Annotated in this window: 25 protein-coding genes; 18 read left to right on the plus strand and 7 right to left on the minus strand. The window is 69.5% G+C overall.

What is annotated here, in order from left to right:
- Positions 1–18 precede the first annotated feature (18 nt).
- The 4 genes from A37U_RS0133905 to A37U_RS0133920 are packed head-to-tail and all read left to right on the plus strand — an operon-like array spanning position 19 to position 4744.
- Complete coding sequence (locus A37U_RS0133905; protein ID WP_026197902.1) at positions 19–642, plus strand: FCD domain-containing protein; 624 nt, start codon at positions 19–21, stop codon at positions 640–642.
- Positions 639–1847 (plus strand): MFS transporter, encoded by a 1209-nt coding sequence (locus A37U_RS0133910; protein ID WP_020501112.1) that lies wholly within the window; start codon positions 639–641, stop codon positions 1845–1847. The genes A37U_RS0133905 and A37U_RS0133910 overlap by 4 nt, the downstream gene beginning before the upstream one ends.
- A 36-nt stretch (positions 1848–1883) precedes the next feature.
- The gene (locus A37U_RS0133915) at positions 1884–4205 is read left to right on the plus strand and encodes a penicillin acylase family protein (RefSeq protein WP_020501113.1); all 2322 of its coding nucleotides are present in this window, start codon (positions 1884–1886) and stop codon (positions 4203–4205) included.
- A gap of 47 nt (positions 4206–4252) precedes the next feature.
- Complete coding sequence (locus A37U_RS0133920; protein WP_020501114.1) at positions 4253–4744, plus strand: GNAT family N-acetyltransferase; 492 nt, start codon at positions 4253–4255, stop codon at positions 4742–4744.
- Here A37U_RS0133920 and mmuM read toward each other — a convergent pair.
- Positions 4724–5608, minus strand: a complete 885-nt coding sequence (gene mmuM, locus A37U_RS0133925) for a homocysteine S-methyltransferase (protein WP_020501115.1) — start codon at positions 5606–5608, stop codon at positions 4724–4726. The genes A37U_RS0133920 and mmuM overlap by 21 nt on opposite strands.
- A 140-nt stretch (positions 5609–5748) precedes the next feature.
- Here mmuM and A37U_RS0133930 point away from each other — a divergent pair, with 140 nt between their 5' ends.
- From A37U_RS0133930 to A37U_RS0133940, 3 genes are all read left to right on the plus strand, one after another.
- Positions 5749–6606, plus strand: coding sequence for a Vgb family protein (locus A37U_RS0133930; RefSeq protein ID WP_020501116.1), 858 nt, complete (start codon positions 5749–5751; stop codon positions 6604–6606).
- Positions 6607–6674: 68 nt separating this feature from the next.
- Positions 6675–7331, plus strand: a complete 657-nt coding sequence (locus A37U_RS0133935) for a flavin reductase family protein (RefSeq protein WP_026197904.1) — start codon at positions 6675–6677, stop codon at positions 7329–7331.
- Between the two features lie 14 nt (positions 7332–7345).
- Positions 7346–7723: a DUF3054 domain-containing protein gene (locus A37U_RS0133940; protein WP_020501118.1), complete on the plus strand. Its 378-nt coding sequence runs from the start codon at positions 7346–7348 to the stop codon at positions 7721–7723.
- Between the two features lie 6 nt (positions 7724–7729).
- On the opposite strand, the gene A37U_RS0133945 is transcribed toward A37U_RS0133940, so the two are convergent.
- Positions 7730–8572 carry an NAD(P)-binding protein gene (locus tag A37U_RS0133945; RefSeq protein WP_020501119.1) on the minus strand — a complete coding sequence of 281 codons (843 nt, stop codon included), beginning with the start codon at positions 8570–8572 and terminating at the stop codon, positions 7730–7732.
- Positions 8569–10227, minus strand: coding sequence for an ABC-ATPase domain-containing protein (locus A37U_RS46760; RefSeq protein ID WP_020501120.1), 1659 nt, complete (start codon positions 10225–10227; stop codon positions 8569–8571). The genes A37U_RS0133945 and A37U_RS46760 overlap by 4 nt, the downstream gene beginning before the upstream one ends.
- Before the next feature lie 72 nt (positions 10228–10299).
- Here A37U_RS46760 and A37U_RS0133955 point away from each other — a divergent pair, with 72 nt between their 5' ends.
- Together A37U_RS0133955 and A37U_RS46765 are read left to right on the plus strand one after the other, a co-directional pair.
- Positions 10300–10845: a helix-turn-helix domain-containing protein gene (locus tag A37U_RS0133955; protein WP_020501121.1), complete on the plus strand. Its 546-nt coding sequence runs from the start codon at positions 10300–10302 to the stop codon at positions 10843–10845.
- Positions 10842–11963 (plus strand): serine hydrolase domain-containing protein, encoded by a 1122-nt coding sequence (locus A37U_RS46765; RefSeq protein ID WP_020501122.1) that lies wholly within the window; start codon positions 10842–10844, stop codon positions 11961–11963. The genes A37U_RS0133955 and A37U_RS46765 overlap by 4 nt, the downstream gene beginning before the upstream one ends.
- Here the strand turns inward: A37U_RS46765 and A37U_RS0133965 are convergent.
- From A37U_RS0133965 to yczE, 3 genes are read right to left on the minus strand one after another with little or no spacing between them, the layout of a single operon-like run.
- Positions 11938–12771, minus strand: coding sequence for an ion transporter (locus A37U_RS0133965; protein ID WP_020501123.1), 834 nt, complete (start codon positions 12769–12771; stop codon positions 11938–11940). The two genes, A37U_RS46765 and A37U_RS0133965, sit on opposite strands and share 26 nt — an antisense overlap.
- Positions 12768–13598 (minus strand): hypothetical protein, encoded by an 831-nt coding sequence (locus tag A37U_RS0133970; RefSeq protein WP_020501124.1) that lies wholly within the window; start codon positions 13596–13598, stop codon positions 12768–12770. Before A37U_RS0133970 ends, A37U_RS0133965 begins: the two co-directional genes overlap by 4 nt.
- A gap of 10 nt (positions 13599–13608) precedes the next feature.
- The gene (yczE, locus tag A37U_RS0133975; protein WP_020501125.1) at positions 13609–14226 is read right to left on the minus strand and encodes a membrane protein YczE; all 618 of its coding nucleotides are present in this window, start codon (positions 14224–14226) and stop codon (positions 13609–13611) included.
- 61 nt (positions 14227–14287) lie between these two features.
- On the opposite strand from yczE, the gene yczR reads away from it, so the two are divergent.
- Positions 14288–15706 (plus strand): MocR-like transcription factor YczR, encoded by a 1419-nt coding sequence (yczR, locus tag A37U_RS0133980; protein WP_020501126.1) that lies wholly within the window; start codon positions 14288–14290, stop codon positions 15704–15706.
- 277 nt (positions 15707–15983) lie between these two features.
- Here yczR and A37U_RS0133985 read toward each other — a convergent pair whose 3' ends face one another.
- On the minus strand, positions 15984–16847 hold the full coding sequence (locus A37U_RS0133985) for a hypothetical protein (protein ID WP_026197906.1): 864 nt from the start codon (positions 16845–16847) through the stop codon (positions 15984–15986).
- A 371-nt stretch (positions 16848–17218) separates the two neighbouring features.
- On the opposite strand from A37U_RS0133985, the gene A37U_RS0133990 reads away from it, so the two are divergent.
- From A37U_RS0133990 to hemC, 8 genes are all read left to right on the plus strand, one after another.
- The gene (locus tag A37U_RS0133990) at positions 17219–17887 is read left to right on the plus strand and encodes a JAB domain-containing protein (RefSeq protein WP_020501127.1); all 669 of its coding nucleotides are present in this window, start codon (positions 17219–17221) and stop codon (positions 17885–17887) included.
- A gap of 160 nt (positions 17888–18047) precedes the next feature.
- Positions 18048–19658 carry an ABC transporter transmembrane domain-containing protein gene (locus A37U_RS0133995; protein ID WP_020501128.1) on the plus strand — a complete coding sequence of 537 codons (1611 nt, stop codon included), beginning with the start codon at positions 18048–18050 and terminating at the stop codon, positions 19656–19658.
- Positions 19658–21433: an ABC transporter ATP-binding protein gene (locus A37U_RS0134000; RefSeq protein ID WP_020501129.1), complete on the plus strand. Its 1776-nt coding sequence runs from the start codon at positions 19658–19660 to the stop codon at positions 21431–21433. Before A37U_RS0133995 ends, A37U_RS0134000 begins: the two co-directional genes overlap by 1 nt.
- A 71-nt stretch (positions 21434–21504) precedes the next feature.
- The gene (locus A37U_RS0134005) at positions 21505–23181 is read left to right on the plus strand and encodes a serine/threonine-protein kinase (protein WP_240437771.1); all 1677 of its coding nucleotides are present in this window, start codon (positions 21505–21507) and stop codon (positions 23179–23181) included.
- Positions 23182–23235: 54 nt separating this feature from the next.
- The gene (locus tag A37U_RS0134010) at positions 23236–23844 is read left to right on the plus strand and encodes a fasciclin domain-containing protein (protein ID WP_020501131.1); all 609 of its coding nucleotides are present in this window, start codon (positions 23236–23238) and stop codon (positions 23842–23844) included.
- A 120-nt stretch (positions 23845–23964) separates the two neighbouring features.
- On the plus strand, positions 23965–24663 hold the full coding sequence (locus A37U_RS46770; protein ID WP_020501132.1) for a redox-sensing transcriptional repressor Rex: 699 nt from the start codon (positions 23965–23967) through the stop codon (positions 24661–24663).
- Entirely contained in the window at positions 24660–25964 is a 1305-nt protein-coding gene (locus A37U_RS0134020) for a glutamyl-tRNA reductase (protein WP_020501133.1), read from the plus strand. Before A37U_RS46770 ends, A37U_RS0134020 begins: the two co-directional genes overlap by 4 nt.
- The gene (gene hemC, locus A37U_RS0134025) at positions 25961–26917 is read left to right on the plus strand and encodes a hydroxymethylbilane synthase (protein WP_020501134.1); all 957 of its coding nucleotides are present in this window, start codon (positions 25961–25963) and stop codon (positions 26915–26917) included. The genes A37U_RS0134020 and hemC overlap by 4 nt, the downstream gene beginning before the upstream one ends.
- Positions 26918–26964 lie beyond the last annotated feature (47 nt).

A 26964-nucleotide genomic window follows, 5' to 3' on the forward strand; every position in this document is an offset into this window, starting at 1 on the left:
CTGTACTGGGAGCCGATCGTGGTTGAGCCCGCGGCCGATCGCGCCTATGCGGTCACCAAGGAACTGGTCCTGACGGGGGAACTGCCGGGCGGGCACCTGTTCAGCGAGGGGGAGATCGCGGAACGCCTCGGGATCAGCCGCACCCCGGTCCGTGAGGCGTTTCTGCGCCTGCAGGCCGAGGACCTGCTCACCCTGATCCCGAAACGTGGTGCGGTCGTGGTGCCGGTTCCACCCGGCGAGGCCGAGGATGTGCTCGATGCGCGCGAGGCGATCGAGACCGCCGCGGTACGCAGGCTTGCCGCGCGCGGTGGGATCGAGAAGGCGGTGGAGCGCTTGCGGGCCGCGCTCGTGGTGCAGGAGGGGCACGCCGAACGCGATGACCTCGCCGCCTTCGCCGAGGCGGACGAGTCCTTCCACCGCGCGATCGTCGAGGCCGGCGGGAACAAGCTGACCATGCGGTTCTATGTGACGCTCGCCGACCGGCAGCGGCGGATGAGTATGCACGCGCTCGGCCCCGGGCCCACCCCGTACGAGGTGGTGCTCACCGATCATCTCGGGCTGCTGCGCAAGGTGGAACAGGCCGATGTCCCCGGATTCGGCGTGGCGCTGCGCGAACACCTCGACCGGACGCACCGGCAATGACCGCGACACTCGACCGGCCGCCCGTCACCAAGACCGGCGGCTGGATCCCCGTGGCCGCGGCGATGTTCTGCTGTGGCTGGGGCGGAAACCAGTTCACCCCGCTGCTGGTCATGTACCGGGAGGCCGGGTACTCGGCGGTCACCGTGGACGTATTGCTCGGCGCCTATGTGCTTGGCCTGGTTCCCGGGCTGCTGACCTCCGGACGGCTCGCGAACCGCTACGGACGCAAACCGGTGCTGTTCGCGGGAACGCTGCTCTCCCTTGCCGCTTCGGTGCTGCTCGCCCTCGGGGACCTCGGCCTCGGCTGGCTTGCCGCGGGCCGGCTGGTTTCCGGATTCGGGGTCGCCGTGGCGATGGCAGTCGGCTCCACCTGGGTCAAGGAGCTCGCGGACGCGGATCCGGGCAGTGCCGCCGATCTGGGCACCCGTCGCGCGGCGCTGTGGCTGACTCTCGGGCTCTGCCTCGGCCCCGGAGTGGCCGGGGTGCTCGCCCAGTGGGCCCCGTTCCCGATGGAACTGCCCTATCTGGTGCACATCGTGCTCACGATCGCCGCGCTCGCGGTGCTCCCGGGGACCAGGGAAACCGGCGGCACCGAAGGGTCCTCCGGCGGATTCGGCCGGGTACGTCATCCCCGGTTCCGCCGGGTGATCACGCCGATGGCCCCGTGGATCTTCGGTTCGCTCGGCATCGCGTACGCGACCATGCCTCAGGTCGTCGCGGACCGGCTGGGCAACTGGGGGCTCGCGTATTCCACGCTGCTCACGATCTGCGCGCTCGGGGCGGGAATCGGGATCCAGCCGGTCGCGAAACGGCTCGACCGGCACACGAGTGCCCGTGCGGTGGTGGTGGCGATGATCGTGCTCACCCTCGGGCTCGTGGTCAGTGCGGTCGCCGCGATCTTCGACTCGCCCTGGCTCGCGCTCGGCACCGCGTTCGTGCTCGGTTTCGCCTACGGCATCGCGATCGTGGCGGGCCTGCTCGAACTACAGCGGCTGGCCGGGAACACGGATCTGGCCGAGCTGACCGGGGTCTACTACGCGCTCGCCTACGCCGGTTTCCTGCTTCCCGCGGTGCTCGCGGCGCTGAGCGCGGTGGTCAGCTATGTGGTGCTGCTCGTGGCGCTCGCCGTGTTCGCGGGCAGCGGCACGCTGTTCATCGCCCGGCATTCGCGGCGTCACCTTCCCGGAATTGGTTCCTTAGGATGATGTGCCCGGAGCCGGATCCGGCGTAACTTTCCGGGCATGCGCAATCGGACGCTGCTGCTCGCATTGCTCACCGCCCTGGTTCTCGGCATCGGCGCCATCCCGGCGACCGCGAACGAGCAGGGATTGCCACCCGGCTCGCGCGCGGTCGTGCGCTACACCGAATACGGCATCCCGCACATCCTGGCGCGCGATTTCCCCGGTCTCGGGTACGGATCCGGATTCGCCGCGGCCAAGGACAACATCTGCACGCTCGCCGATGTCTACCTCTCGGTGCGCGGAGAGCGGTCCCGGTTCCTCGGTGCCGAGGCGAAGCCGGACGGCGGTCTCACCGGCGCGAAGTCCAATGTGGACAGTGATGCCTTCTTCCGTTCACTCGACGCAACGGGTGCGGTGCACCGGATGCTCGCCGCCCCGCCGCCGTACGGCCCGCGTGCCGAGGTGCGCGAGCTGGTGCGCGGTTATGTGCAGGGCTACAACAAATACCTGTCCGCCGGGTTGATCAGTGATCCGCGCTGTGCCGGGAAACCCTGGGTCCGCCCGATCACCGAATTCGATGTGTACCGGCACGTTTACGCGATCACCGCGGGCGGCACGGACAGCTTCGCCGATGCGATGGTGAATGCACGACCGGGCCCGGAAGCGAAACGCGGGAACGTGCTCGCCTCGGTGCGGGGCAGCAACGCGAATCGGGACCGGGGCAGCAACGCGATCGCGATCGGCCGCGCGGGCAGCGCACCGGGACGGTCCAGCGTGCTGCTGGGCAACCCGCACTATCCCTGGCACGGTTCGCAGCGATTCTGGCAGAACCAGCTGACCATTCCCGGAAAGTTCGACGTCACCGGGGCGAGCCTGCTCGGGTTCCCGCTCGTGCAGATCGGGCACAACGCGGATTTCGCGTGGAGTCACACGGTTTCCACCTCCGCGAACTTCAGCCTGTTCGAGAATCCCACCGTGCCAGGGGATCCGCGCAGCTATCTGGTGAACGGCAAACCGGAGCGGATGCGCGCCACCAGGGTGACCGTTCCGGTGCGTGAGGGGAAGCCCATCAGTAAAACCGTGTACCGCACGCGATACGGCCCCGTGGTGACGGCGATGCCCGATGGGACCGCGCTGCCCTGGGGTAGCACCGCGTATTCGGTGCACGATGTCAACGCGGCGAACATGCGGGCGCTCAACACCTGGTTCGGCCTGGACATCGCGCGGAACACGAAGGGAGTAGCGCAGGCATTGCGCGCCACCCAGGGATCCCCGTGGGTGAACACGATCGCCAGCGACAGCCAGGGGCACGCGCTGTACTCGGATGCGCAGGCCTCGCCGAATGTCACCGATGCCGATGTGGCGCGCTGCGGGACCGTGCTCGGTAAGCAGCTCTACGCGGCGACCGGGACCGCGGTGCTGGACGGGGCCCGGGCGGACTGCGGTCCGGCAACCGATCCCGAGGCGGTCCAGCCCGGGCTGCTGGGTCCGTCGAAACAGCCCCGGCTGAGCCGTCCGGATTTCGTGACGAACTCCAATGACAGCGCCTGGCTGACCAACCCGGCCCGGCCGCTCACCGATTACCCGCGGACCATGGGCGATATCGGCACCCAGCGCAGCCTGCGCACCCAGGAGGGGATCCTTACCGCGCAGCGCCGGATCGCGGGCACGGATGGCTTGCCCGGCAAGGGATTCACCGAGGCGAACATGCGGGAGCTGTTGTTCCGCGACACCAGCAGGGCCGCGGTGCTCGCGGGACGGGAAACCGCGCGGCTGTGCGCGGAACTCGAACCCGGAACTCCGGCCTGCTCCGCACTGTCCACATGGGATGGCCGGTTCTCCTTGCAGAGTAAGGGATCACTGTTGTTCCAGCGGTTCTTCCTGAAGGTCGCCGAGCTCGGATCACCGTGGCTGGTGCCCTTCGATCCCGGGCACCCGGTGACCACGCCGAACACGCTGAACACCGGGGATCCGGGAGTGCGCAAGGCATTCCGGGACGCGGTCGCCGAACTGCGCGCGGCCGGTCTCGCCCTGGACACCCCACTGGCCGCGGGGCAGTACGTGGTCCGCAACGGGGAGCGCATCCCCGTTCACGGCGGACCCCATGCGCTCGGGGTCCTCGATGTGATCACGCCGCAGTGGGATCCCAAGCGCGGCAACACCGAGGTGGTGCACGGCTCGAGTTTCATCCAGTCGGTGGAGTTCACCGCGCGGGGACCGCGAGCATCCACGCTGCTCACCTATTCGCAGTCGGCCGATCCGAGTTCCCCGCACTATGCCGATCAGACCCGGTTGTTCTCGGCGGGAAAGTGGGTGCGCGACCGGTTCACCGCGGCCGAGATAGCATCCGCGCCCGGGCTGCAGACCACCGTGCTGCGGTAATGCCGTTGTAACACCGGTGTAGCAGGGAAGGCATACGCTTGTCGGTCATGGGGTTGCTGATCAGGGACGCGGACAAGGCGGATGCCGCGGCGTGCGCCGAAGTGTACGCGGCGTACGTACGGGACACCGTGATCTCGTTCGAGACGACGCCACCGGGTGCCGAGGAGATGGCCGAGCGCATCGCGGCGGCGCACGTCTGGCTGGTCGCCGAGGACGAGGGCACGGTACTCGGTTATGCCTACGCCGGCCGGTTCATGGCGCGCGCCGCCTATCAATGGGCCTGCGAGGTGAGCGTCTACCTCGATCCGCAGCATCGCCGCGCCGGTCTCGGCAAAGCGCTGTACGGGGTGCTGCTGCCCAGACTCACCACACTCGGGTTCACCACTGCGGTGGCCGGGATGACGCTGCCCAATGAGGCGAGCGCCGGGCTGCATCGCGCCATGGGCTTCGAACCGGTCGGCACCTATCGCAGAATCGGCTGGAAATTCGGTGCCTGGCACGACGTCGCCTGGACCCAACTATCCCTTGTGGACAATTGAAGCCAGCTCGGCGATATCGCCCGCGCGGATTCGGCAGCAACCGCCGACGATGCCCGCGCCCGCCTCGATCCAGGAGCGGGCCTGCACGGCGGAGAACCGGGAATCGCCTGTCCAGGCACCGGTTTCCGCGTTCCACCCCGCACCGCTGTTCGGATAGACGACCACCGTTTTTCCGGTGACCTCGGTGGCCAGCGCCACGGCCTCCGGAATCTCGGCGGGGGCGCAACAGTTCACCCCGACCGCCACGATCTCGGGGACTTCCGCGGCGAGGGCGAATGCTTCGGCGAGCGGTTGTCCCGCCCGGGTGCGCCCGCCGGCGATGGTGAAACTGAGCCAGGCGGGAACACCGAGCCCGGGCAGCAGCCGCACCAAGGCCGCCGCCTCGTCCAGATCGGGAATCGTCTCGAGTGCGAGAAGATCCGGTCCGGCCTCGGTGAGCGTTTCCAGCCGCGGCCGGTGCCAGGCCGCGAGCTCGGGGATGCCCAGACCGTAGCGGCCGCGGTATTCCGAGCCATCGGCGAGCACCGCCCCGTACGGCCCGACCGAGGCGGCGATGTAGCGGCGGATTCCATCGGATGGTGCGGCCGCGCGGGCCAGTTCCACACTGCGCCGCAGCAGGTTCCCGGTCTGTGCCGCGTCCAGTCCGCGCGCGGCGAAGCCTTCGAAACTGGCCTGATAGCTCGCCGTCGTCGCGATCACCGCGCCCGCCGCGAAGAACGCCCGGTGCACCTCGGCGATCGCTTCCGGCTGCTCGAGCAGCACCCGCGCCGACCACAGCGGGTCGGACAGGTCGTGACCGCGCGCCTCCAGCTCGGTCGCCAGCCCGCCATCGGTCACGAGTACATTTCGCACAGGCGCGAGCATGCCCGAGGCGGCGCCGAACGTCGATCCCCAGTGTGCACGAGTTGTCCACAGGCTCTGCATGAATCCGCTGACCTGGAGATTTTCTGTGCACAGGTGTGTGATGCCTGTGGATAACTCGGTGCACCGTTAGGGTCGGCCGCATGATCACCCGACTTCCGGTCGCCGGAGGAGACAGCGCGCCGTACGGGATCGCGATCGGCCCGGACGGGCTTGCCTGGTTCACCGACATCAAGCACGGGCGGATCGGTACCGCCGCTGGGGCGTGGTACCGGCTCGATCCGCCGGGATCCCAGCCGCTCGTACTCACCGCGGGCCCGGACGGCGCCTTGTGGTTCACCGAACGGCAGACGCACCGGATCGGCAGGATCACGGCCGAGGGTGAGGTGCGTACGTTCGGTCTGCCGAGCTCGCAGGCCGGACCGTACGGCATCACGTGCGGTCCGGACGCGGCGCTGTGGTTCACCGAGATGAACACCGACCGCATCGGCCGTTGCACGCCGGGCGGAGTGATCACGGAGTTCTCCTTGCCCGGCACCGGAAACTTCCCCGCGATGATCACTTCCGGCCCGGAAGGCGCGCTGTGGGTCACCCTGAACCAGGCCAACGCGATCGGGAGCATGACGACCGAGGGCGAGGTGCGCGTTCATCCGCTGCCGACCGAGTCCGCCGGACCGGTCGGGATCGCCGCGGACGCCGGTGGTTGCTGGTTCACCGAACTGCTCGCCGACCGGATCGGCTGGATCGATGCCGCGGGACGGATCACCGAATTCCCGCTTTCCGAAGGCGCGAGCCGGCCGCACGCGGTCACTCCGGACGGTGCGGGCGGTTGCTGGTTCACCGCATGGGGTTCCGGGGCGCTCGGCCGAATCAACGCCGATGGCACCGTCGCGGTACACCCGATAGCCACGGACGCCGAACCGCACGGGATCGCCGTGGACGCGCGTGGTTCCGTGTGGACCGCACTCGAATCCGGAGAGCTCGCCCGCCTCGATCCGTGATCGGCGAATCGGTTGCCGTGACCGTTTTCCGCCAGCACCGGCAACGGGAATCGGCGCAGGATCGGGGCATGCACACAGCGATCGACCTCAAGGTGTTCTATTTCGGCACCCCCGTCGTGCTCATCACGACCAGGAATCCGGACGGGAGCACCAATATCGGCCCGATGTCCTCGGCCTGGTGGCTCGGCACGACTTGCATGCTCGGCATGAACGATTCCTCCCGGACCGCGCGGAACATGCTGCGCGAACGGGAATGCGTGCTGAATCTCCCGTCCGCCGAGCAGGCCGCGCCGGTGAACCGGATCGCCTTGGTCACCGGGGAACCCGAGGTGCCCGAACACAAGATCGCACGCGGATACACCCATGAGCCGGACAAGTTCGGCGCCGCCGGGCTGACCGAACAGGAATCCGAGATCGTCGGCGCCGCCCGGATTCTGGAGTGCCCGGTGCAGATCGAGTGCGCGGTGGTCGACGCGGGGCCGTTCTTCCGTCCCGGGATCACCGCCTTCCAAGCCGATACGCGGCGGGTGCACGTCGACGAGGACCTGGTCATCCCGGGCACCGACTACGTCGACCCGCTGAAATGGGATCCGCTGATCATGAAGTTCTGCGAGTACTTCGGTGAAGGGCAGCCCGTGCATTCCTCCGAACTCGCGCGCGGCTGGCGCATGCCGCATCACATGGGTGAGCCTGAGCACCTGCGCGCGCCGGCGCCGGCCGGGTGAGCCACACTTGAAACATGTCGCCAAAGACCGTGCTCAGCGCCGCCGTGCTCGATGTGCTCGTCGTGCTCGTGTTCGTGGTGATCGGGCGAAGTTCGCACGCGGAGGGCATCACCGTGTCCGGTATCGCCGAGACGCTGTGGCCCTTCCTTGCGGGCACGGTCATCGGCTGGGTGGCTTGCCTCGCCTGGCGCGCGCCGATCTCGGTGCCCCGGACCGGTGTTCCGGTCTGGCTCGCCACGCTGGTGCTCGGCATGGTGCTGCGTGTGGTCTCCGGGCAGGGCACCGAGGTCTCGTTCATCATCGTGGCCGGGATCTTCCTCGGCGTGTTCCTGCTCGGCTGGCGCGCGATCGCGCTGCTGCTCATCCGCAGGCGCAAACCGGTGAGCTCCTGATCCGCTTCAGCGGAGGCGGAACGCGAACCGTTCGATGCGCAGCAACCGTTGCGCTTGCTTCCGGCGCGCCCGGTCATAGGTGGTGAGCGCGGCGGGGACCTCCCGGGCCGTGGCGAGCGCATCGGCGACCGCGTGGGCATCGCCGAGTGCCGCGCACAGTCCGTCCTCCGGGTCGAGCGGGTGCGCCGCATCGCCGAGCAGTGCGATGTGCCGGACCGCATAGCGGGGCAGCGGGCGGCAGCGGAAATGCGCCAGCCATTCACCGTCCCGGGCCAGGGATTCCTGCCAATCCCGGAAAACCTCGCTCGCGCGCGCGGATGCGAACCATCCGGTGCGGCCATCGGGAAGCGGGAAAGACAGCAGCCGTGCGCCGTGTCCCCGGGTCTCGGTCACCGAGGCCACCGGCGTCGTGGCGATCCCGAACCACGTCGCACCGCGAACCGGGCGCGGCTCATAGCCCTCCCCGAACAGTGCCCTGCGCACCACGCTGTGGGCCCCATCCGCAGCCAGCACCACATCGCGCCCGCTCAACTGCCCCAGATCCGTCACATCCACGCCGAACCGCACCACATCGCCCGCTGCCTCGTGGAAACCGCGCAGCAAGGCACCGTACTCGGTGATCCGGACCGTACGGGTGCCCTCCGCGCGCACCCGGCCATCCGCATGCAGCGCACGCACCCGGTACTCGGGCCCGCCCAGTTCCGGACAGGGCACCGCGAGCGGGATCCCGGACTCCGGCAGGCCCGCCGCGCGTTCCAACACCTCGACCCGCCAGCCGTATTCGCGCAACCGGGCGGCCGCGGCGAGCCCGGCCACACCGGCCCCGAGCACGACCGCGGAGCCGATCATGGCTTCAGGTCTCGGATGCGCAAGGTGCGTAAGCGATTCAGCGCGGCCGCGATATCGAGTGCGCGGGGCACGACGAAATCGTCCAGGCTGCCCACACCGAGCACGGGAACGCCCGCGAGCTCGGCCTCGTAGTGGGCGAGCGCGGCCGCGATGGTTTCGGTGAGGGCGCCGGAACGGGCCAGTTTCTCGATGGCGAGCCCGATTCCGGTGACCTGGCTGGGATCCACGATCTGGTCGAGTGCGCGCAGGTCGATCTCGCTCTCACCGAGCAGGAGGGTGTCGGTGCCGCGGTTGCGGATCCTGGTGCGCCCGTTCTTACCGCGCGCGTCCACCGATCCGGCTTCGGGGCTGCGGTGCCGGATCGGGCCGAAGCTACTGGCCTCGACGGCGCGCCCGGTCGGGGTCGCGGCGATCGCGCGGGCCTGCCCGGTCACCTCGCTCGCGGTGTAGGAATCGAGCATGAGCACGCGATCGGCGATGTCGAGGTAGTCACCGGAGCCACCCATGACGATGACCGTGGACACCTGGTGTTCGGCGTGCAGCGGCCGGACGAGGTCCACGAACGGGGTGAGCGGTTCGGAGGATTTGCCGACGAGCGCCTGCATGCGCGCATCCCTGATCATCAGGTTGGTCGCCGCGGTGTCCTCGTCCACGAGCAGGGTGTGTGCCCCGGCTTCGACGGCCTCGATGATGGAAGCCGCCTGGGAGGTGGAACCCGAGGCGTTCTCGGTGGAGAAATCGCCGGTGTCCGAACCGGTCGGCAGTTCGCCGACGAAGGGGCGCACATCGACGCGTTCGACACCGCGCCCGTCCTCGGCGCGGATCTTCGCGGTATCGGTGCGCGCCACGACGAGTTCGCGGCCGTCACCGGGAACGTGGTCGTAGATACCGCGCTCGATGGCGCGCAGCAGGGTCGATTTTCCGTGGAATCCGCCGCCCACGATCAACGTGATGCCCTCGGGGATTCCCATTCCGCTGACGGTTCCGCGATTCGGCAGCTCGACCTCGGTGGCGAGCGATCCGGGTGACCGGAAGGAAATCCCGCCCGACTCGAGTGGCCGGTCGTCGATCCCGCTGCGCCGGGGAAGCAGCGCCGAATCGGCGACGAACGCGACCAGACCCAGCTCGGGAAGTTTGTCGCGCAGGGCCGCGGAATCCTCGACCGTCTCGACGAATTCGCGGGCCGTTTCGTACCGGAAATCGAGCGCTTTCCGTACGGCTTCCGGTAGTTGCTCGCACAGCAGGCGGTGCGCGGTCACCCCGTCGATGGTGCGCCCCTTTCCGGGGAGCTGGATGCCGATGCGGAACCGCGCGATGCCATCGGAGACCTCGCTGGAGGACCGGGCCAGCACCTCCTGGCCGCCCGCGTCCACCCGGAACGCGCCCCCGCGCAGATTCACGGCGAGCCGACGGACCAGGTACGAGGCGAGCGCCGTGGCCCGGGCCTTCCCGCGCCACAACTCCGGCGCGAGGTCGGCGATCTCGGCGGGAACGGTGACCCCGATCCGGGAGGGCGGGGCGAACGGATCCGCCTGTACCCGCTGCACCTCGATGCGGATCCGGTCGAGCTCCCAGGTTCCGCTCAACCGGCGGTACTGACCGTAACCGCCGCGGTCGATCCGGCGGAGCAGGTCCGCGAGGCTGCCATGTGCCATGACCCGTTTCTACCAACCGATCTCACCCATGTGGTACTTGCACATGAATTACGTAATATTTATAGTCCGTACATGTCCGGTCGAGAGGGAACCGCTGCCCGGCTCGCGGCGCTCGAGGAGCGGGTCGCGCGGATCGAGGCGGCGACGGGGCAGCTCGGCGAGGATACGTTCTGGGCGCTCAACGGCCTGCTCGAGCGCGGCGCCGAGGACTCCGGGCAGGTGCTGTTCACCGGGGCGACCGCGCTGCCCGGTGGCGAGCGATATCGCTGGCAGCAGGGTGCCCCGACGGACTGGCTGCTCGGCATCGACTGGTCCGAGCTCTCCGGGAGCTTCGCCGCGCTCGGCCATCCGGTGCGGATGCTGCTGGTGCAGAAGATCCTCGCGGGCACCAGGACCGCGGCCGAACTCGCCGAGCTCGCCGAACTCGGCACCACCGGGCAGCTCTATCACCACCTCAAGCAACTCGTCGCGGCCGGCTGGCTGGAGACCACGGGCCGCGGGCGCTACGCGGTGCCCGGGGCGCGGGTGATCCCGCTACTCGTCGTGGTCGCCACTGCGGCGCTCCCATTACGGAATATCGTAAATCAGAGTCCCATGGCTGAGGAGGACGGAGTATGACGCTCGATCGACGGCGGTTCCTCGGGGCGAGCCTGGCCGGAGTGGGCGCGATGGCGCTCGCGGGCGGCGGCGCGACGGCGGGCAATGCGGCGACCGGGGATGTGCTCACCCTTCTGCGGCGCTATCTCGACAAAGGGATCTCCTCTGGGTTTCCCGGTTTCGTCTGTGGGGTGCTCCGCGGCGGAGAGCGCTACGTCGAAGGGGCGGGACGGCTCGCCGGTGCGGGCTCGGCGCGCCCGGACGGGGACACGGTGTTCCAGCTCGGTTCGGTGACGAAGACGTTCACCGGGGTGCTGCTCGCCGAGGCGGTGGAGCGTGGTGTACTCCGGCTCGGCGAACCGGTACGCAACCGTGTTCCCTGGCCGGTTCCTTCCGCGCAGGGCAAGGAAATCCGGCTCGTGGACCTCGCGACGCATTCCTCCGGACTGCCGAGGCTGCCGGAGAACATCGACAAGGTGCCGGGGTTCGATCCGCTCGATCCCTACCGCGCGATCACCCGTGCGGATCTGGCGCGGTTTCTCGCGGATACGAAACTGGAAAGCGTTCCGGGAACGAAATTCGACTACTCCAATTTCGGTTTCGCCCTTCTCGGTCAGGCGCTTTCCTCGCGGTATGACCAGATGCTGCGTACGATCACGGTCCCGCTCGGACTGCGGGACACCGCGCTGTGCCTGAATCCGGAGCAGCGGCAGCGCAAGGCCCAGGGATACAGCAAGGGCACCCCGGTTCCCGACTGGACCGGGGAGACCTTCGCGGCGATGGGGTGCTCGGCGTACTCCACGGTCAACGATCAGCTGCGTTATCTCGGCCATCAGCTCGCCCCGGATTCCGGGCCGTTCGCCGCGGCGATCCGGAACACCCAGCAAGTCCACTTCACGGATCCGGCGAGCAAGACCAGCCTCGGCCTGGACTGGATCCACGGCACCCTGCCGAGCGGGCGCACCGTTCTCGGGCACGACGGGGGAACCGGCGGCTTCTCCAGTTATGTGCTCTTCTGCCCGGACTCGGGTACGGCGCTGGCGATGATGGGCAACCTGGCGCCGGATCCCCAGCATCCGGACAAGACCGTGGACGCGCTGGCGATCGACCTGTTCAGGGAGCTCGATGCCCTTCCTTGACGGTCACGCTGGGTCCGTGGTGCTGCTCCTCCTCGAGCACCCGGTGCTGGGTCTTCACCGGTAATTCCCGCTCCGCCTCGTCGTTCTCCTGTTCGTTCAGTCCCAGTTGCACGGCACGGCGGATCTGCTCCCGGTTCTCCTTGACCACATCGGCGAAGAACTCGTCGATCCGCGGGTCGCCGAGGACTTCGAGCACGATCCGGAACGCGGTGTCGATGACCCCCTGCACCACTTCGTCGTGGAACGGAAGCCTGCGCAGCCGCCCGGCCTGTGGATCCTCGCGCAGTTTCTCCGCGACGATCGTGCGCAGTTCCGTGCGGTTCTCTTCCAGGGACCGGGCCAGATTCTGCGGATAGTTCCCGGTTTCCAGTACCTTGACGACCTCGTCCAGCACGGCGATCGTGATCGGTTTCTTGATGGCCCGCACGATCGGGGCGGAAAGCCGCTCGATGAGCCGCTGGGTGAACTGCTCGCCGAATGCCCGGTCGGCGGCCCGCCCCAGCCGCATGAGCACCACGACGACCCGGATGAGCCGGAATCCGCGCAGTGCCGGATGGGCCACCGGGATCATGCCCAGGATTTCGTACCAGTTGCGCAGCGGGAACCATTTCTCCCAGCCGTGCTTGTGCCAGCGCCACAGGAATTCGAGCAGGAAAAGGCCGCAGATGGAGGTGTCCGCGACGAAGATCCAATGCTCGGTTTCCGGACTGTCGCTGTAGAAGATCGCGTAGATGAGCAGGCCGACGGAGATGATCGCGAGCGCGAGCATCAACCAGTCGATCGTGCTGATGTTCTTGCGCGCGGTCACGACTGCTCCAGGTCCAGGTAGGCGAGCGCCTTATCGTCGGAGACCTTCGGCCGCGGCCAGCGCGCCCCGTCCGGATCCGCGAGCTCGGCGGTGTGCACGGCCTCGATGACCGCGCCCGGCCCCTGTTCGGCGAGGAGCCGGAAGACCCCGGCCCAGTCCAGGATTTCGTAGTCGTCCACCGCGCAGGAGACCCCATCGCTGGCCAGGAGCGCGGAACGCACCCGTTCCCGCGGCCAGCTCCCGGTCATCGCTCGCCGCGCCGCGCGCGGATCCGCCTCGGCGACCCAGAACCCACCGTCCACATTGCGCAGTCGCCCGGTCGCCTCCGCCCCGGCGCGCAGTGCGGCGAGGTGCCCCTCCCCGAATCCACCGCCCTCGGCGAGCCGCTTCCGGTAGCCGCCACCGGATCGGGGCAGCTCACGCAGCCGTTCATCGGCGAGCAGCTCGATGCCCGCGGTGGTGCGCAGCACGATGGGCGAATCGGCGAGCACCAGCGCGTCCACCCGTTCGTCGCCCACTCGCAGCATGGCCACCGTGGCGGACGGCGAGTCCCCGGGAACCAGTCCGAACCGCCGGGCCACCTCGGCGATACCGGTCTCCAGCACGGTGACCAGCCCGGCGTCCGGCTCGGCGCGCAGCCGCGCGCTCAGTTCCGTGCACAACTGCTCGGCATACCAGCCGCCGCTGCGCCTGCCGGGCACGAGATTGGTCGCGCCGTCGAGCAGGATGACGGCGTCCTCGAGCACGGCGATCCGGTCCTCGCTCGGGCGCGTTCGCCCGTCGACCCCGACCCCATCGGCCTCGGCGCATTCGATCCGTGGTGACACGCGCCCGAGGCTACCGTCCCCGGTACGCGAGCACGCGCAGGAACAACTGAGTGAGCGGGCCGATGGACAGCGCGTAGAGCACGGTGCCGATCCCGACGGTCCCGCCGAGCAGCCAGCCGATGATCAGCACGGTGACCTCGATGCCGGTGCGCACCAGCCGGATCGAGTACCCGGTGCGCACATGCAGCCCGGTCATCAGCCCGTCCCTGGCTCCGGGGCCGAGGCGTGCGCCGACGTAGGTCGCGGTGGCCACCCCGTTGAGCACGATTCCGCCGACCAGCAGCGGAATGCGCCAGGCGAGTGAATGCTGCGGCGGGATGATCAGCAAGCCGAGCTGTACGACCACCCCGATCACCACGATGTTGGCGATGGTGCCGAATCCCGGTCGCTGTCGCAGCGGGATCCATGCGAGCAGCACCACCACGCTGACCAGCCCGGTGACCAGGCCGAACGGCCACGCGAGCCGATCGGAGAGGCCCTGGTTGAGCACGTTCCAGGCATCCAGGCCGAGGTCGGCGCGCACCACCATGGCATTGGTGAAGCCATACAGGGCGAGTCCGGCGAACAGCTGAACGAGCCTGCGCGGGGCGGCGACCCGGATAGCGACCGGGGACAGATCGACAGCCATGAGACCAGCATCGCCGGTAATTGGTCTGCGACCCAAAGGCCAATCGGGAATAATTGGCCGGGTGACACATCCGACGACGGCGCGGATCGGCGCGCGCGAACTGGTCGCCCTGCTCGGCTCCTGGCATGCCGAGGGCAGCAGGCGTACCGCTACCGAGCTCGCCGCCGCGCTGCGGGTGCTGATCATCGAGGGGAGCCTGGCCATCGGCACCCTGCTGCCCGCCGAACGCGAATTCGCGCGCGCCCTTCCGGCGAGCCGGACCCTGGTCAGCGCCGCGCTGGACAGGTTGCGCGCCGACGGGTTCGTGCACTCCCGGCAGGGTTCCGGTTCTTGGGCGAGCCTTCCAGGGGACACGCCACGGCTCGGTCTCGGCGAGCCGGGCCCCGGCGTGATCGACTTGGCCCGCGCCGCCCCGGAACCGGTGCCCTGGCTGATGCGGGCCTTCGAGGCCGCCCGGCTGCGCTTTCCCCGGTTCCTCGAGACAAGCGGATACACGGCGTTCGGCATCCCCGAGACCAGGGCGAGAATCGCGGAGTGGTTCACCGCGCGCGGACTGGCGACCGAACCCGGTCAGGTGCTCGTCGCCACGGGCGCGCTCACCGCGCTGTCCCGGATTTTCGAGGTGTACACCGCCCCGGGAGGGCGTTGCCTGATCGAGCAGCCCAGCTATGCGAACGCGCTGCTCGCCGTCGAGCGGGCCCGGCTGCGCCCGCTCGCGGTGCCGATGACCGCCTCCGGCTGGGATCTCGGAGCCGTGGAAACCGCGCTGCGCACCGCGAACCCGGCGATCGGGTATGTGGTGCCCGATTTCCAGAACCCCACCGGGCATCGGATGAGCGAGCCGGACCGGGAACGGTTCGGCCGGATACTGCGGCGCGCCAAGATCCCCTTCGTGGTGGACGAGACCGTCGTGGAGCTCGACTACGCCGGGGCCGATGCGCCGCGCCCGCTCGCCGCCTTCGCCCCCGGCCAGGTCATCACGATCGGTTCGGCGAGCAAATCGCACTGGGGTGGGCTGCGGATCGGCTGGGTTCGGGCGGAACGGGAGGTGATCGAGCGGATCGCCCGCACCGATTTCGGTGCGCCGGTCTTCGAGCAGCTGCTGCTCACCGAACTGTTCGATGGAGAGCTCGGGGAACGGCGGGAGCTGTTGCGCGAACGCAGGGACGAACTGGTGCGCCTGCTGCGCGCAAACTGTCCACAGTGGAACTTCCGGGTACCCGGTGGCGGGCTCTCGCTGTGGTGCGAGCTGCCTGAGCCGGTGAGCACGCGACTGGTCGTGGAGGCGGAACGGGACGGGGTGTGGCTCGTTCCCGGTGGCCGGTTCGGTGCGCACGGCGGACTGGAGCGGTGGATCCGGGTTCCGTTCGCGCAGCGGACTGCGTTGCTGCGGGAGTGTGTGCAGGTCATCGCGGGGGCTTCGGCGCGGCTGCACGGTGCCGGCGGTGCGGTCGAGGCACCGGATCTGCCGGTGATCTGAAAGAGCCGTGAATGGCCCGGAAATGGCGAGACCGGGTGCCGAGTCGGGGGCACGACTCGGCACCCGGTCCGCTTGCCCCGATGCGGCCTGCGCGTGGGGCAACGCGCGGCCTGGCGTTCGGGGCGATACCCGATCGGTTCGGGCGCGGTGAACCGATCGGGAGCCTGTCGGGGCGCCGGCGGTCAGTTGGGTTCGTGCGGGAACAGCGAGGAATGGCCGGGATATTCGGCCGGGAGAGGGGTACGTGGACACACGGGTCCCGCGGAACTCGCCTCGGTCAGTCGGGGGAGACGCTCGGCCTGCTCGGCGCGGTTCTCGGATGCCGGACCGCGTGGGCCGCATCGGCGAGCCGCGCCGAGGGAACGGTGAGCTGATCGGCAGGCGCGGGAATGGCGAACATTCCGCCGTTTCCGCCCCGATCGCCGCCGCCGGCCCCGGAATGTCCCTGTGTGGCCGTCGGACCGCCCTGATCGGCGGGCACCGGCTCGGGAAGCTGCTGGTTGTGCCGCTGTTCGGTGGCCTTCGAGGTGCCCGCATCGGCGTGCGGCTTCGCCGAGCTCATCTGCTGGCTCGAGACGAGCGGGGCCGACACCGGGTGCGTGGGTTCGATGTGCCGCTGCGTACTGCGCTCGACGGGCTTGCGCGGCTTGGCCGGCGTCTGCTGTTCCTGCTTGGCCGGTGCCGGCTCGCTCTTGCTCGGCTTCTCCGGCACGGAGACGTACGAACCGCCGGCGCTCGGGGACCCGTCGACGTGGCTCGGCGACTGGTGGCCGTGTATCGGGAGCTCGATGAGGCCGCCGCCGGAGTGTCCGCCGGAGCCCGAGGAGTGCGAGGGCTTCGGAGCGGACGTGTCCGGCTTCGGTTCCTGCACGATCTGGTTGACGACCGGGAGGCTGCGGACCGTGGAACCGAGTGTTCCGGTCAGTCCCTTGGTCAGCCCGCCGAGCAGACCCGGTGAGTGCTCGGCGGGCTCTTCCTGCTGCCGGCTACCCTGCCCGTCGGCGGGTTTCTCGGCCGCCGAGGCGAGCGCCGAGCAGCACAGCACCAGTCCGACGGTGAACAGGAACGTCCATGCGAGGCGCGCGGCGAGCTTGCGCAGGTCGACACCAGGCGGTGTCTCTGCGCTTGCCGGCGCGACCATGGTGCGTGCCCCTCTCCGCTCGCTGACCTGTACTCCGTTTGTCGGAGCCGGGCTCGTTCAAGCCGTTATTCAAGCCGCAGACGGTTCTGACCGGCTCGCTGGACTGCGAGCATGCGTCATTTCCGGTCTGTTCGGCAACCATCGATGAGTATCATGCCTTGAGATCAATACCTGGTCACCCCACGAGTGGATGAAGTTACCGTCGCGGTATGTGATCGCTCGGTGTGTTCAGTCTACGCAACGCCACGACGGCCATTTTTCTCCGCCGATCGCGCGCTCTCCCGTGGCGAAGGCCACGTTTCTGTCGGTGGTCCCGGGCACCATGTCCGGCATCAGCCGAAAACTGTGGGGAGACGACGATGTCGATACCGATGACGGAAATACCGGGGGATCAGCGTCCGAGGGAGCGGTTGCTCGCACTCGGCCCGCAGGCGCTCACGGATACCGAGTTGCTGGCGGTGCTGCTCCGCAACGGCAAGGTGGGGGCGAGCGCGCTCGATGTGTCCGCCAAGTTGCTCGCCGAGCAGGGCGGCCTGCAGCGATTGGCGAACGCCCGTCCCGAGGAGCTGGCCAGGATGGCCGGGGTGGGAACGGTGAAGGCGGCCAGTCTGGTCGCGGCCTTCCATCTCGCTTCGCGGGCGCGAGAACCCGTGGAGCCGGCGTCCGACCTGCACGAGGCGGGTGAGATCGCCGCGGTCGCCCGGCCGCTGTTCTTCGGTGCGCGCACGGAGCGGCTCGTGGTGCTGGTGGCCGATGCGCGGGATCGATTGCGGTACCGGATCGTGCTCGCCGAGGGCTGTATCGATCAGGTCCCGCTCCCGCTGCGGGAGATCCTGAACGTCGTGCTCCGCCAGGACGGCCGCGGGTTCGCCCTGGCGCACAACCATCCCTCCGGTGACCCGGAGCCGAGCTGGCAGGACAAGCGCTCCAGCCAGGTCCTCATGGACGCGGCGGCCACGCTCGGCCTGCGTTTCCTCGATCACGTGGTGCTGGCCGGCGAGCAGTGGGCGAGTGCGGTCACCGGGGCCACGAACCGCTGACACCGAACCCGCCCGGGTAACCGGGGCAGACTGGGGGCGCCGTTGGGCGATGAAGCTGTCCACAACCGGATAGCTGCCTCGTGCAAGGTGCGGCCCCGGGGTCGGTGACGCCGGAAAACCGGTGGTTGAGCGCCCGCGTCCGTGGCTAGCCTGCACAGTCGTGCGGGGTGTTGATTCACGCGGCCCGGTCCGCTTCCTCCGGTCGCTGTTGCGCAGGCGCGTCGGCCTCATTCTCGGCGCCGTCGTGCTCGGCAGCGTCGAGATCGTGCCGACCGCCGTGCTGCCCTTGGTCATCGGTACCGCGATCGATGACGGGATCGCCAAGGGTGACTTCGACGCCCTCGTCTCGCAGGTGTTGCTGATGGCGGCGCTCGGTGCGGCCATGGTGCTCGGCGGTGCCTTCGGGCCGTATCTGTCCGGCCTGCTCTGGACGCACGTCGCCTGGGACGTCGAGGAGCTGGTGCACGACCATTCCGCCGAGGCGGGTGGCGCGGTACGGAAACGCTTGCGCGGTGGCGAGGTGGCGACCGCGGGCACGACCGACGGATACCACATCGCCGAGTTCGTGGAGTTCATCGGCGCGATCGTGGGGGCGCTCGTCTCCTTCGTGGTCGTCGCGGTGCTGTTGTTCCCACGGTCACCGCTGCTGGCCACCCTGGTGATCGTGGGGGTGCCGCTCGCGGTGCTCGGCATCGGCCCGCTGGTCCGCCCCCTACAGCGCAGGCAGTCACGCCAGCGTGAGCAGGTGGGTGAGGCGGCCACGATGGCGGCCGACATCGTCGCCGGGCTGCGGGTGCTGCGCGGTATCGGCGGTGAGCGCGCCTTCGGGGAACGCTTCGACCGCGCGAGTGAACGGGTGCGTGCGGCCGGGGTCGCCGTCGGCCGGGTGGACTCCTGGTTCTCGTTCGGCGAGGTGCTGCTTCCCGGTCTGGTCACCGTCGCGATCACCTGGCTCGGTGCCCGCCTGGTCGTGGCCGGTGAGCTGTCCGTCGGCGAGCTGATCGCCTTCTACGGGGCCGCCGCCTATCTGGTCGTCCCGGTCGCCGTCACCACGGCCGCGATCGACTCGGTGACCTCGGCGCTGGTCGCCGCGCGAAAAGTGTGCCGGGTGCTGGAGATCGGCATCGAACCGGCGGAACCGGGCAGTCCACGCGAACTTCCTCCCGGAAACCTGGACCTCCGCGATGCGGAGACCGGGCTCGTGTTCCCGGCGGGCCGGCTCACCGTGGTGGACGCCGGTGCGGACGCGGCCGGGTTCGCCGAGCGGCTCGTCCGGCTCGGCGAGGCCGAACCGGACGGCCGGGTGCTCGCCGGTGGGGTCGATCTCGCCGAGGTGCCCCGTGCCGGGCTGCGCGCGCGGATGCTCCTCGCTTCCGGTGGTGACCTGCTGTTCTCCGGTCCGGTACAGGAGGAACTGGCCACCGAGGGCGGGCTGCCGGTCGAGCGCGCGGTGCATGCCGCGCAGGCCGAGGAGGTGCTCGGGCAGATCCCGGACGGGCTGCTCGATGAGCGGGGCCGATCGTTGTCCGGCGGTCAGCGCCAGCGGCTGGTGCTGACCAGGGCGCTGGCCACCGATCCGGATGTACTGGTCCTGGACGAGCCGACCTCGGCGGTCGATGCGCACACCGAGGCTGGCATCGCTGCCCGGATCGCGCGGCTGCGCGCGGGGAAGACGACCGTGGTGTTCAGTCAGAGTCCACTGTGGACGGATGTGGCGGATGTGCGGCTCCGGGTGACGCCGGAGTCCGCGGACGAACGGGAGCCGGTGTGATGCGCAGGTTCCCGCTCGCGGACGCGGCGCGTGTCCGGCGCTGGATCATCGACACCGCGCTGGCGAACAAGGCGGCCTTCGCGGTGACGCTCGGTTGCTTCGCCGCCTCGACGGTCGTCGGCCTGATCGCGCCCCGCCTGCTCGGTCACCTGCTCGACGTGGTCGTGGCCGGTACCACGGTGGAGACGATCGACGGCCTCGCGCTGGCCTTCCTCGCGGTCCTCATCGTGCAGGCGGTGTTGCTGCGGTACGCGCGGCTGCGCGGGATCATGCTCGGCGAGAAACTGCTCGCCAGTGCGCGCCGGGGATTCGTGGCCGCCACGCTGCGCCTGCCGCTGGCCACGGTGGAGTCCACCTCGAGCGGTGACCTGATGTCCCGGGCCACATCGGATGTGGACAAGCTGGACGAAGGGCTGAGCAAGGCGGTACCGGAGATCCTCGTCGCCACGGTGACGGTGGTGTTCACCGCGGTCGCGATGCTGCTCACCGCCCCGCTTCCGGCACTGGGCATGCTGATCGCGGTCCCGGTGTTCGTGGTGGCGGTGCGCTGGTATCGGCCGAGGATGCGGACCGCGATCGATGTCGAGCTCGCCTCGGCGGCCGATGCGCAGGCGGCCATCGCGGAGACGGTGGACGGTGGCCGGGTGCTCGATCAGCTGGGCAGGGCGCCGCGCCGGATCACGGTGAACGCGCTCGTGCTCGGCGTGCTCCGGCCGAACGGGCGCAACCAGGCCCGGCTGATCGGTGCCTTCGACGCGGGCGCCGAGCTGGCCTACGTGCTCCCGCTGCTCGCGATCCTGTTCATCGGCTGGTGGAGCTACCAGTCCGGCCTGGTGGGCATCGGCGCCCTCGCCGCGGTGGTGCTCTATGCGCAAGCGCTTTCGGACCCGCTCTACGAGCTGCTGAAGTGGGTCGATGAGCTGATGACCGGCTCGGCCGCGCTGCGCAGGATCCTCGGCGTCGAGCAGCTGCGTGCCGACCACGAGGACACCGCGCGGCCGAACCCGCGGCCCGAAGGGCACGAGGTCCGGCTGCAGGGAGTCCGGTTCGGTTACCGCGAAGGTCACGAGGTGGTGCACGGGGTGGACCTGGAGATCGCCGAGGGGGAACGGGTCGTGCTGGTCGGCCCCTCCGGTGCGGGCAAATCCACCCTCGGCGCGCTGATCGCCGGGGTGTACGAACCCACCGGCGGATCGGTGCGGATCGGCGGGGTCCCGGTGACCGAACTGGGCCTGGAACGGATCCGCGAACAGGTGGTGCTGCTCACCCAGGAACAGCACGTGTTCTCCGCGAGCCTGCGGGAGAACCTCGCCATGACCGAATCGGGCTCGGCGGACGAGCCGATGCTCGCCGCGTTGCGCACGGCAGGCCTCGGCGACTGGCTCGGCGAACTGCCCGCCGGGTTGGACACGATGATCAGCGGCGGGGTGACCGACACCGACGTCGACGGCGCGGTCACGGTCGGTGCCGCGCGCGCCCAGCAGCTGGCGATGGCCAGGCTCGTACTCGCCGATCCGCGGATCGTGGTGCTCGACGAGGCGACCTCACTGCTCGACGCGGACTCCGCACGGGAGCTCGACCGCTCGATGGCCGCGACCCTGGCGGGCCGGACGGTGATCGTGATCGCGCACCGGCTCGGTGCCGCGCGTTCGGCCGATCGGGTCGCCGTCGTCGAGGGCGGCCGGATCACCGAACTCGGCCCGCACACCGAACTGCTCGGGCAGGAAGGGGCCTACGCGCGCCTGTTCCAGCGGTGGTCGGCGGGGGCCCGCTGAGCAATTACCGCCGTTCGGGGTAGCGACACGGGTGCGCACCATGACATCCGTCGCTGTGGTCGCCATCTATCGTGGGGGAGAGTTGTACGTGGCAGCCCGAGCAGAACGGGGAAGTGGACCTGGTGACCGATCTCGTCGCTGCGTTGGTGACCTCGCTGCACAGGATCATCCCGTTCCCGTTCTGCAAGGGGGACTGGCTCTCCACGGCCGCGCTCGCCGGTGCGGTGTTCGCGCTGGTACCGGTGCTGATCGCGCTGGTCTTCGCGATCGTGCGCAAGGGGACCGGCAATCGCTATCCGGCTCCGCTGCTGATGGTGTTCGGCGTCCTCGGCCTGGTCGGCGCGACCCTGCTGCCCTGGCTGGCCTTCCGTGCGCTCGGGCAGGTGCTCGGCTCCGGGCGGATCGACACGAGCGGCCGGTCCTGCTTCGTACGCCAGCAGGGCTCGTACTTCGCAGGTGGCCCGGACGTCTGGCACGCGCTGACCTCCTCGGGAAACGGCCGCGCGGTGGAGGTCATCTACGTCGCGCTGCTGGCCGGGGTGCCGCTGGTCGGGCTGATCTGCATCGCGCTGCTCGCCCGCGCCGCGTTCCGCCGTGGGCCGCGCTGGCCGGGCCGGCTGTGCCTGTGGATCCCGCACGTGCTGCTGATCCTTGCCACCTTCGGGCTCCCGGCGAACGTGATGGTCTCCGCCTGGCTCGGTTACGTGCCGATGCTGCTCATCGGCTCGCTGCTGGTGCTGCTCCCCGGTGCGCCGCGCTGGTCGGTGATCGATCGCATCCCGGCGCCGCGCTATGAGCCGGAGCCCGAACCCGAACCGGAGCTGTCCGGTGACCGGCTCGCGGACACCCCGGGGCCGCTGCCGTTCATGGAGGACGACCCGGAGACGATCCCGGCCGATGGCAGCCGGTTCCGCAAGATCCGCCAGCTGGGCAAGGGCGGGTTCGGCACCGTGTGGCTGGCCAAGGACACCAATCTGGGCCGCACCGTCGCGGTGAAGTTCGCGCACGCCCCGGACGCCGAGACCGAAGAGCGCATGATGCGCGAGGCCCGCGCGCTGGCCGCGGTCCGGCACCCGAACTGCGTGAAGATCTTCGACATCGCCAGCGAACCCGAGGGCATGGGCCTGGTGATGGAGTACATCGCCGGCTCCTCGCTCTCCGATTCGGTGCGCGCGGCCGGTGGCGGGCTGGACGACATCGCGGCGGCGCGGTTGTGGGCCACCATGGCCGGTGCGCTCGACGACGCCCACCAGCAGGGTGTGCTGCACCGGGACGTGAAACCCTCGAACATCATCCTGGATCCGGAGGGCGCACCGCACCTGATCGATTTCGGTATCGCGCGCAGCGCCGGCGATTCGACCCTCACGCAGACCGGCATGATGATGGGCACACCCGATTTCCTCGCGCCGGAGACCGCTTCCGGGGAGGGTGCCTCGCCCGCCTCGGACGCCTGGCAGCTCGCGGCCACGGTCAGCTTCGCGCTCTGCGGCCAGCCGCCACGGGGCACCAGGGAGACACCGATGGCCGCGCTGATGGCCGCGGCCCGGGCCGAGAATCCGCGCGAATTGCCAGGTCACAGCGTGCACGCCGGATTGCTCGGCGAGGTGCTGCACTCCGACCCCGCGCAGCGGCCGACCCTGGCCAGCGTGCGCTCGGTGCTCATCCGCTGGCTCGCGGAGAATGGTTACGACGAGGAGGGCCCGGTCTCCACGGTGTTCACCGAGCCGGTTCGCCGTACCCACCGATAACCCGGCGAAGCCGTGCGGGGAAGATAGGGCCGGCGGATGAAGGAGGAGGCAGAAGTGCGGAAGTTCCAGAAACCGGCCGGTGCGGTCGCCCTTGCCATCATCGCGGCGATCACGGTCGCCGGCTGCACGAACCGGGAGGAGCCCGCCAAGGGCGGCAACGAGGTCAGCGACGGCAATGCCATGGCACCGCTGAACGGCGCGAACTCGGCCACCCCGGCGAGCTCGTCGAACGAGGCGGGGGCGCCGTTCGGCAAGGCCTGCTCGAAGCTGCCGCAAGCGCAGACCGGTGACCTCCCCGCCGCCGAGGCCATCGCGAAGATCCCGATGCTCGCCAACTTCTCCGACGCCGTGCAGCGCGCCGCGTTCGGGCCGGAGCTGAACAAGCAGGGCGAGCATTACACCGTGTTCGCCACGACCGACAGCGCCACCGCGCCGAACAGTGCGGACAAGCTGCGCCGGCAGGTGCTCACCGAGCAGCAGAACCGGTCCACACTGACCGAGGGCAAGCAGTTCAGCACGCTCGCGGGCAACGGCAAAGTGAGTGTCTCCGGCTCCGGGGACGAGCTGACCGTGACCGGGTCCGATGGCGCGAAGGCGAACGTGATCTGCGGCAACATCAAGGCGGCCAACGCCACGATCTTCATCATCGATAAGGCGCTGTAGAACCGGCTGACCAGCCGTTTTGTGTAATCGTTCCCGAGTTGGATACCTTGATGCCCGGCGCATACGCGCGGTATTCCCGCCTGCGCGCCGGTCAAGCATGAACCCCTCGGGAGCGAGTACGTGGCCAAGAGTGCACACGGACAGCACGGTCCGATTCCGGAGGCCGCGGTCTCCCGTCTCGCCGTGTACCTCCGTGCGCTCTCCTCGCTGGCCGAAACCGAGGTCACGAGCGTGTCCAGCGAGGAACTGGCCGCCGCTGCCGGGGTCAACTCGGCGAAACTGCGCAAGGACCTCTCCTATCTCGGTTCCTACGGCACCCGCGGGGTCGGCTACGACGTCCGGGTGCTCACCGAGGAGATCGAACGTGTCCTCGGCCTCACCGCGAACCAGGCCGTAGCGGTCGTCGGGATCGGTAATCTTGGTCACGCCCTGGCCAACTACGGCGGCTTCCCGGGAAGGGGTTTCCCGGTTCGCGCGCTGTTCGATGTGGACGCGGACCTGCTGGGTGTGCCGGTAGGAGGCATCCAGGTCTCGCGTATCGAGGACATCGCCGAGGTGTGCGCCGAGCGCGGGATCACGATCGGGGTGATCGCGACGCCCGCTTTCTCGGCGCAGTCGGTGTGCGCGCGTTTGGTTTCTTCGGGCGTGCGGTGCATCCTGAACTTTGCACCCGTTGAGCTCGTGGTGCCGGACGATGTAGAGGTACGCAAGGTCGACCTCGCCGTGGAGATGCAGATCCTGTCATTCCACGTGGCGCGGCGGGCCGGTACGCGTGCGGCCGAAGAAGGAACGAACGGGATGGTGACGAACCCGTCATGAGCGTGCTTGCTGTTGGGCTCTCCCACAGGACCGCGGATGTGCGCACCCTCGAGCGGGCCGCGGTCAGCGGTGCGGACCTGCCGAAGCTGCTCGACGAACTGCTCGGCTGCGCCAATGTCTCCGAGGTCGCCGTGGTGTCCACCTGCAACCGGGTCGAGGTGTACGCGGCGGTCGAGACCTTCCACGGCGGGCTCTCCGATGTGAGCTCGGTGCTCTCCCGCGCGGCCGGGTGCGAAACCCAGGAACTCGTCGACAACCTCTACGTCTACTACTCGGGCGCCGCGATCGAGCACCTGTTCACCGTCACATCCGGGCTCGACTCCATGGTGATCGGCGAGCCGCAGATCCTCGGCCAGGTACGCGCCGCCTACCAGGCGGCGATCGAGCGCGGCGCGGCCGGCCAGGTGCTGCACGAGCTGATCCAGACCGCGCTGCGGGTCGGCAAGCGGGTGCATTCGGAGACCGGGATCGACCACGCGGGTGCCTCGGTGGTCTCCGAGGCGCTCGAGGACGCCAAGGGCGCGCTCGGCGGGCTCGAGGGCCGCACCGCGCTGCTGGTCGGCGCGGGCGCGATGAGCGGGCTCGCGGCCGCGCACCTGCGTCGTGCCGGGGTCGGCGAGATCATCGTGGCGAACCGCACCATGGAGAACGCGCGGCGGCTCGCGGCCACTATCGAGGCCGAGGGCACCGACGCGCGTGCCGTGGGCCTTGACACCCTCGCCGAGCAGCTGCGCTCCGCCGATGTCGTGGTGACCGCGACCGGGGCGAGCGAGGTCGTGCTCGACGCGGAGACCGTGCGCCGCGCCGTGCGGGACCGGCTGGTGCTGTGCGATCTGGGACTGCCGAGGGACATCGCCCCGGAGGTCGCCGAGCTGCCCGGAACCACGATCGTGGACATCGAATCGCTGCAGCGGCGGCTCACCGGCAGCCGCAGCGGCGCGGAGACCCGCATCGCGCGGGAGATCGTCACCAGGGAAGTGAAGGGTTACCTCGACGGGCAGCGCTCCGCCGCGGTCACCCCGACCGTGACCGCCCTGCGCAAGCGGGCCGCCGAGGTCGTCGACGCCGAGATGTTCCGGCTCGACGCCAAGCTGCCGGAACTCGACGATCAGGTGCGCGCCGAACTCGGCTACACCGTGCGCCGCGTCGTCGACAAACTGCTGCACACCCCGACCGTCCGGGTCAAGGAGCTCGCCTCGGATCCCGGTGGGATCGAGTACGCCGACGCGCTGCGCGAGCTGTTCAACCTCGACCCGACCGCGCCGGTCGCGGTGTCCGAAACCGAAGGAGGACCGCGTTGAGCGCGGTGCGATCGAATTCCACCAACCGGCTGCACATCGGTACCCGGGGCAGCGCGCTCGCGCTCGCCCAGGCCGAGTTCGTCGCCGACCGGCTCAGCGCCGCGGGAACCGAGACCGAGATCGTCATCATCCGCACCCCCGGGGACGCCGACCGGGAACGGCCGATCAGCGAGATCGGGGTCGGTGTGTTCACCAACGCACTGCGCGACGCGCTGGCCACCGGTACCGTCGACGTGGCGGTGCACTCCTTCAAGGACCTGCCGACCGGACCGGACCCGCGGACCTCGTTGGCCGCCGTGCCCGAGCGGGAGGACCCGAGGGACGCGCTGATCGCGCGGGACGGGCTCACCCTCGGCGAGCTGCCGCCGGGGGCCAGGATCGGCACCGGTTCCCCGCGGCGGGCAGCGCAGCTGCGTGCGCTCGGCCTCGGTCTCGAGGTGGTCGGCATCCGGGGGAATGTGGACACCCGCATCCGCAAGGTGCACGACGGCGAGGTGGACGCGGTCGTGCTCGCGGCGGCCGGGCAGCGCAGGACCGGCAATTTCGGTCAGGTGACCGAACTGCTGGACCCGCTGCAGATGCTTTCGGCACCGGCCCAGGGCGCGCTCGCCGTGGAATGCCGGTGCGAGGACGTGGACGTGGAGTACCTGCTTCGGTCCACATTGGACGATTCGCGCGTTCGTGCCGCGGTCACCGCGGAACGGGCGCTGCTGGCCACGCTCGAAGCGGGGTGTCAGGCCCCGGTGGGCGCGCTCGCCGAGGTCGTCGAGGACCTCGATGAGCAGGGCAAGGTCGTGGAGCGGGTCTCGCTGCGCGGGGTCGCGGCCACTCCGGACGATGAACTGCTCCGGGCTTCCGGACTCGGCGAGCTGGCCGGAGTCGAGGCACTGGGGCGCGAGGTCGCGGCTGAACTGCTGGACCGTGGCGCGGTATCGCTGCCCAGTGCCAACTGAAAAGCGCAGCGCCGACTGAGCTGGGCAGCAACCAAAAGAACCTGGAT

This window comes from Sciscionella marina DSM 45152, from assembly GCF_000379465.1.
Taxonomy (GTDB): Bacteria; Actinomycetota; Actinomycetes; order Mycobacteriales; family Pseudonocardiaceae; genus Sciscionella; species Sciscionella marina.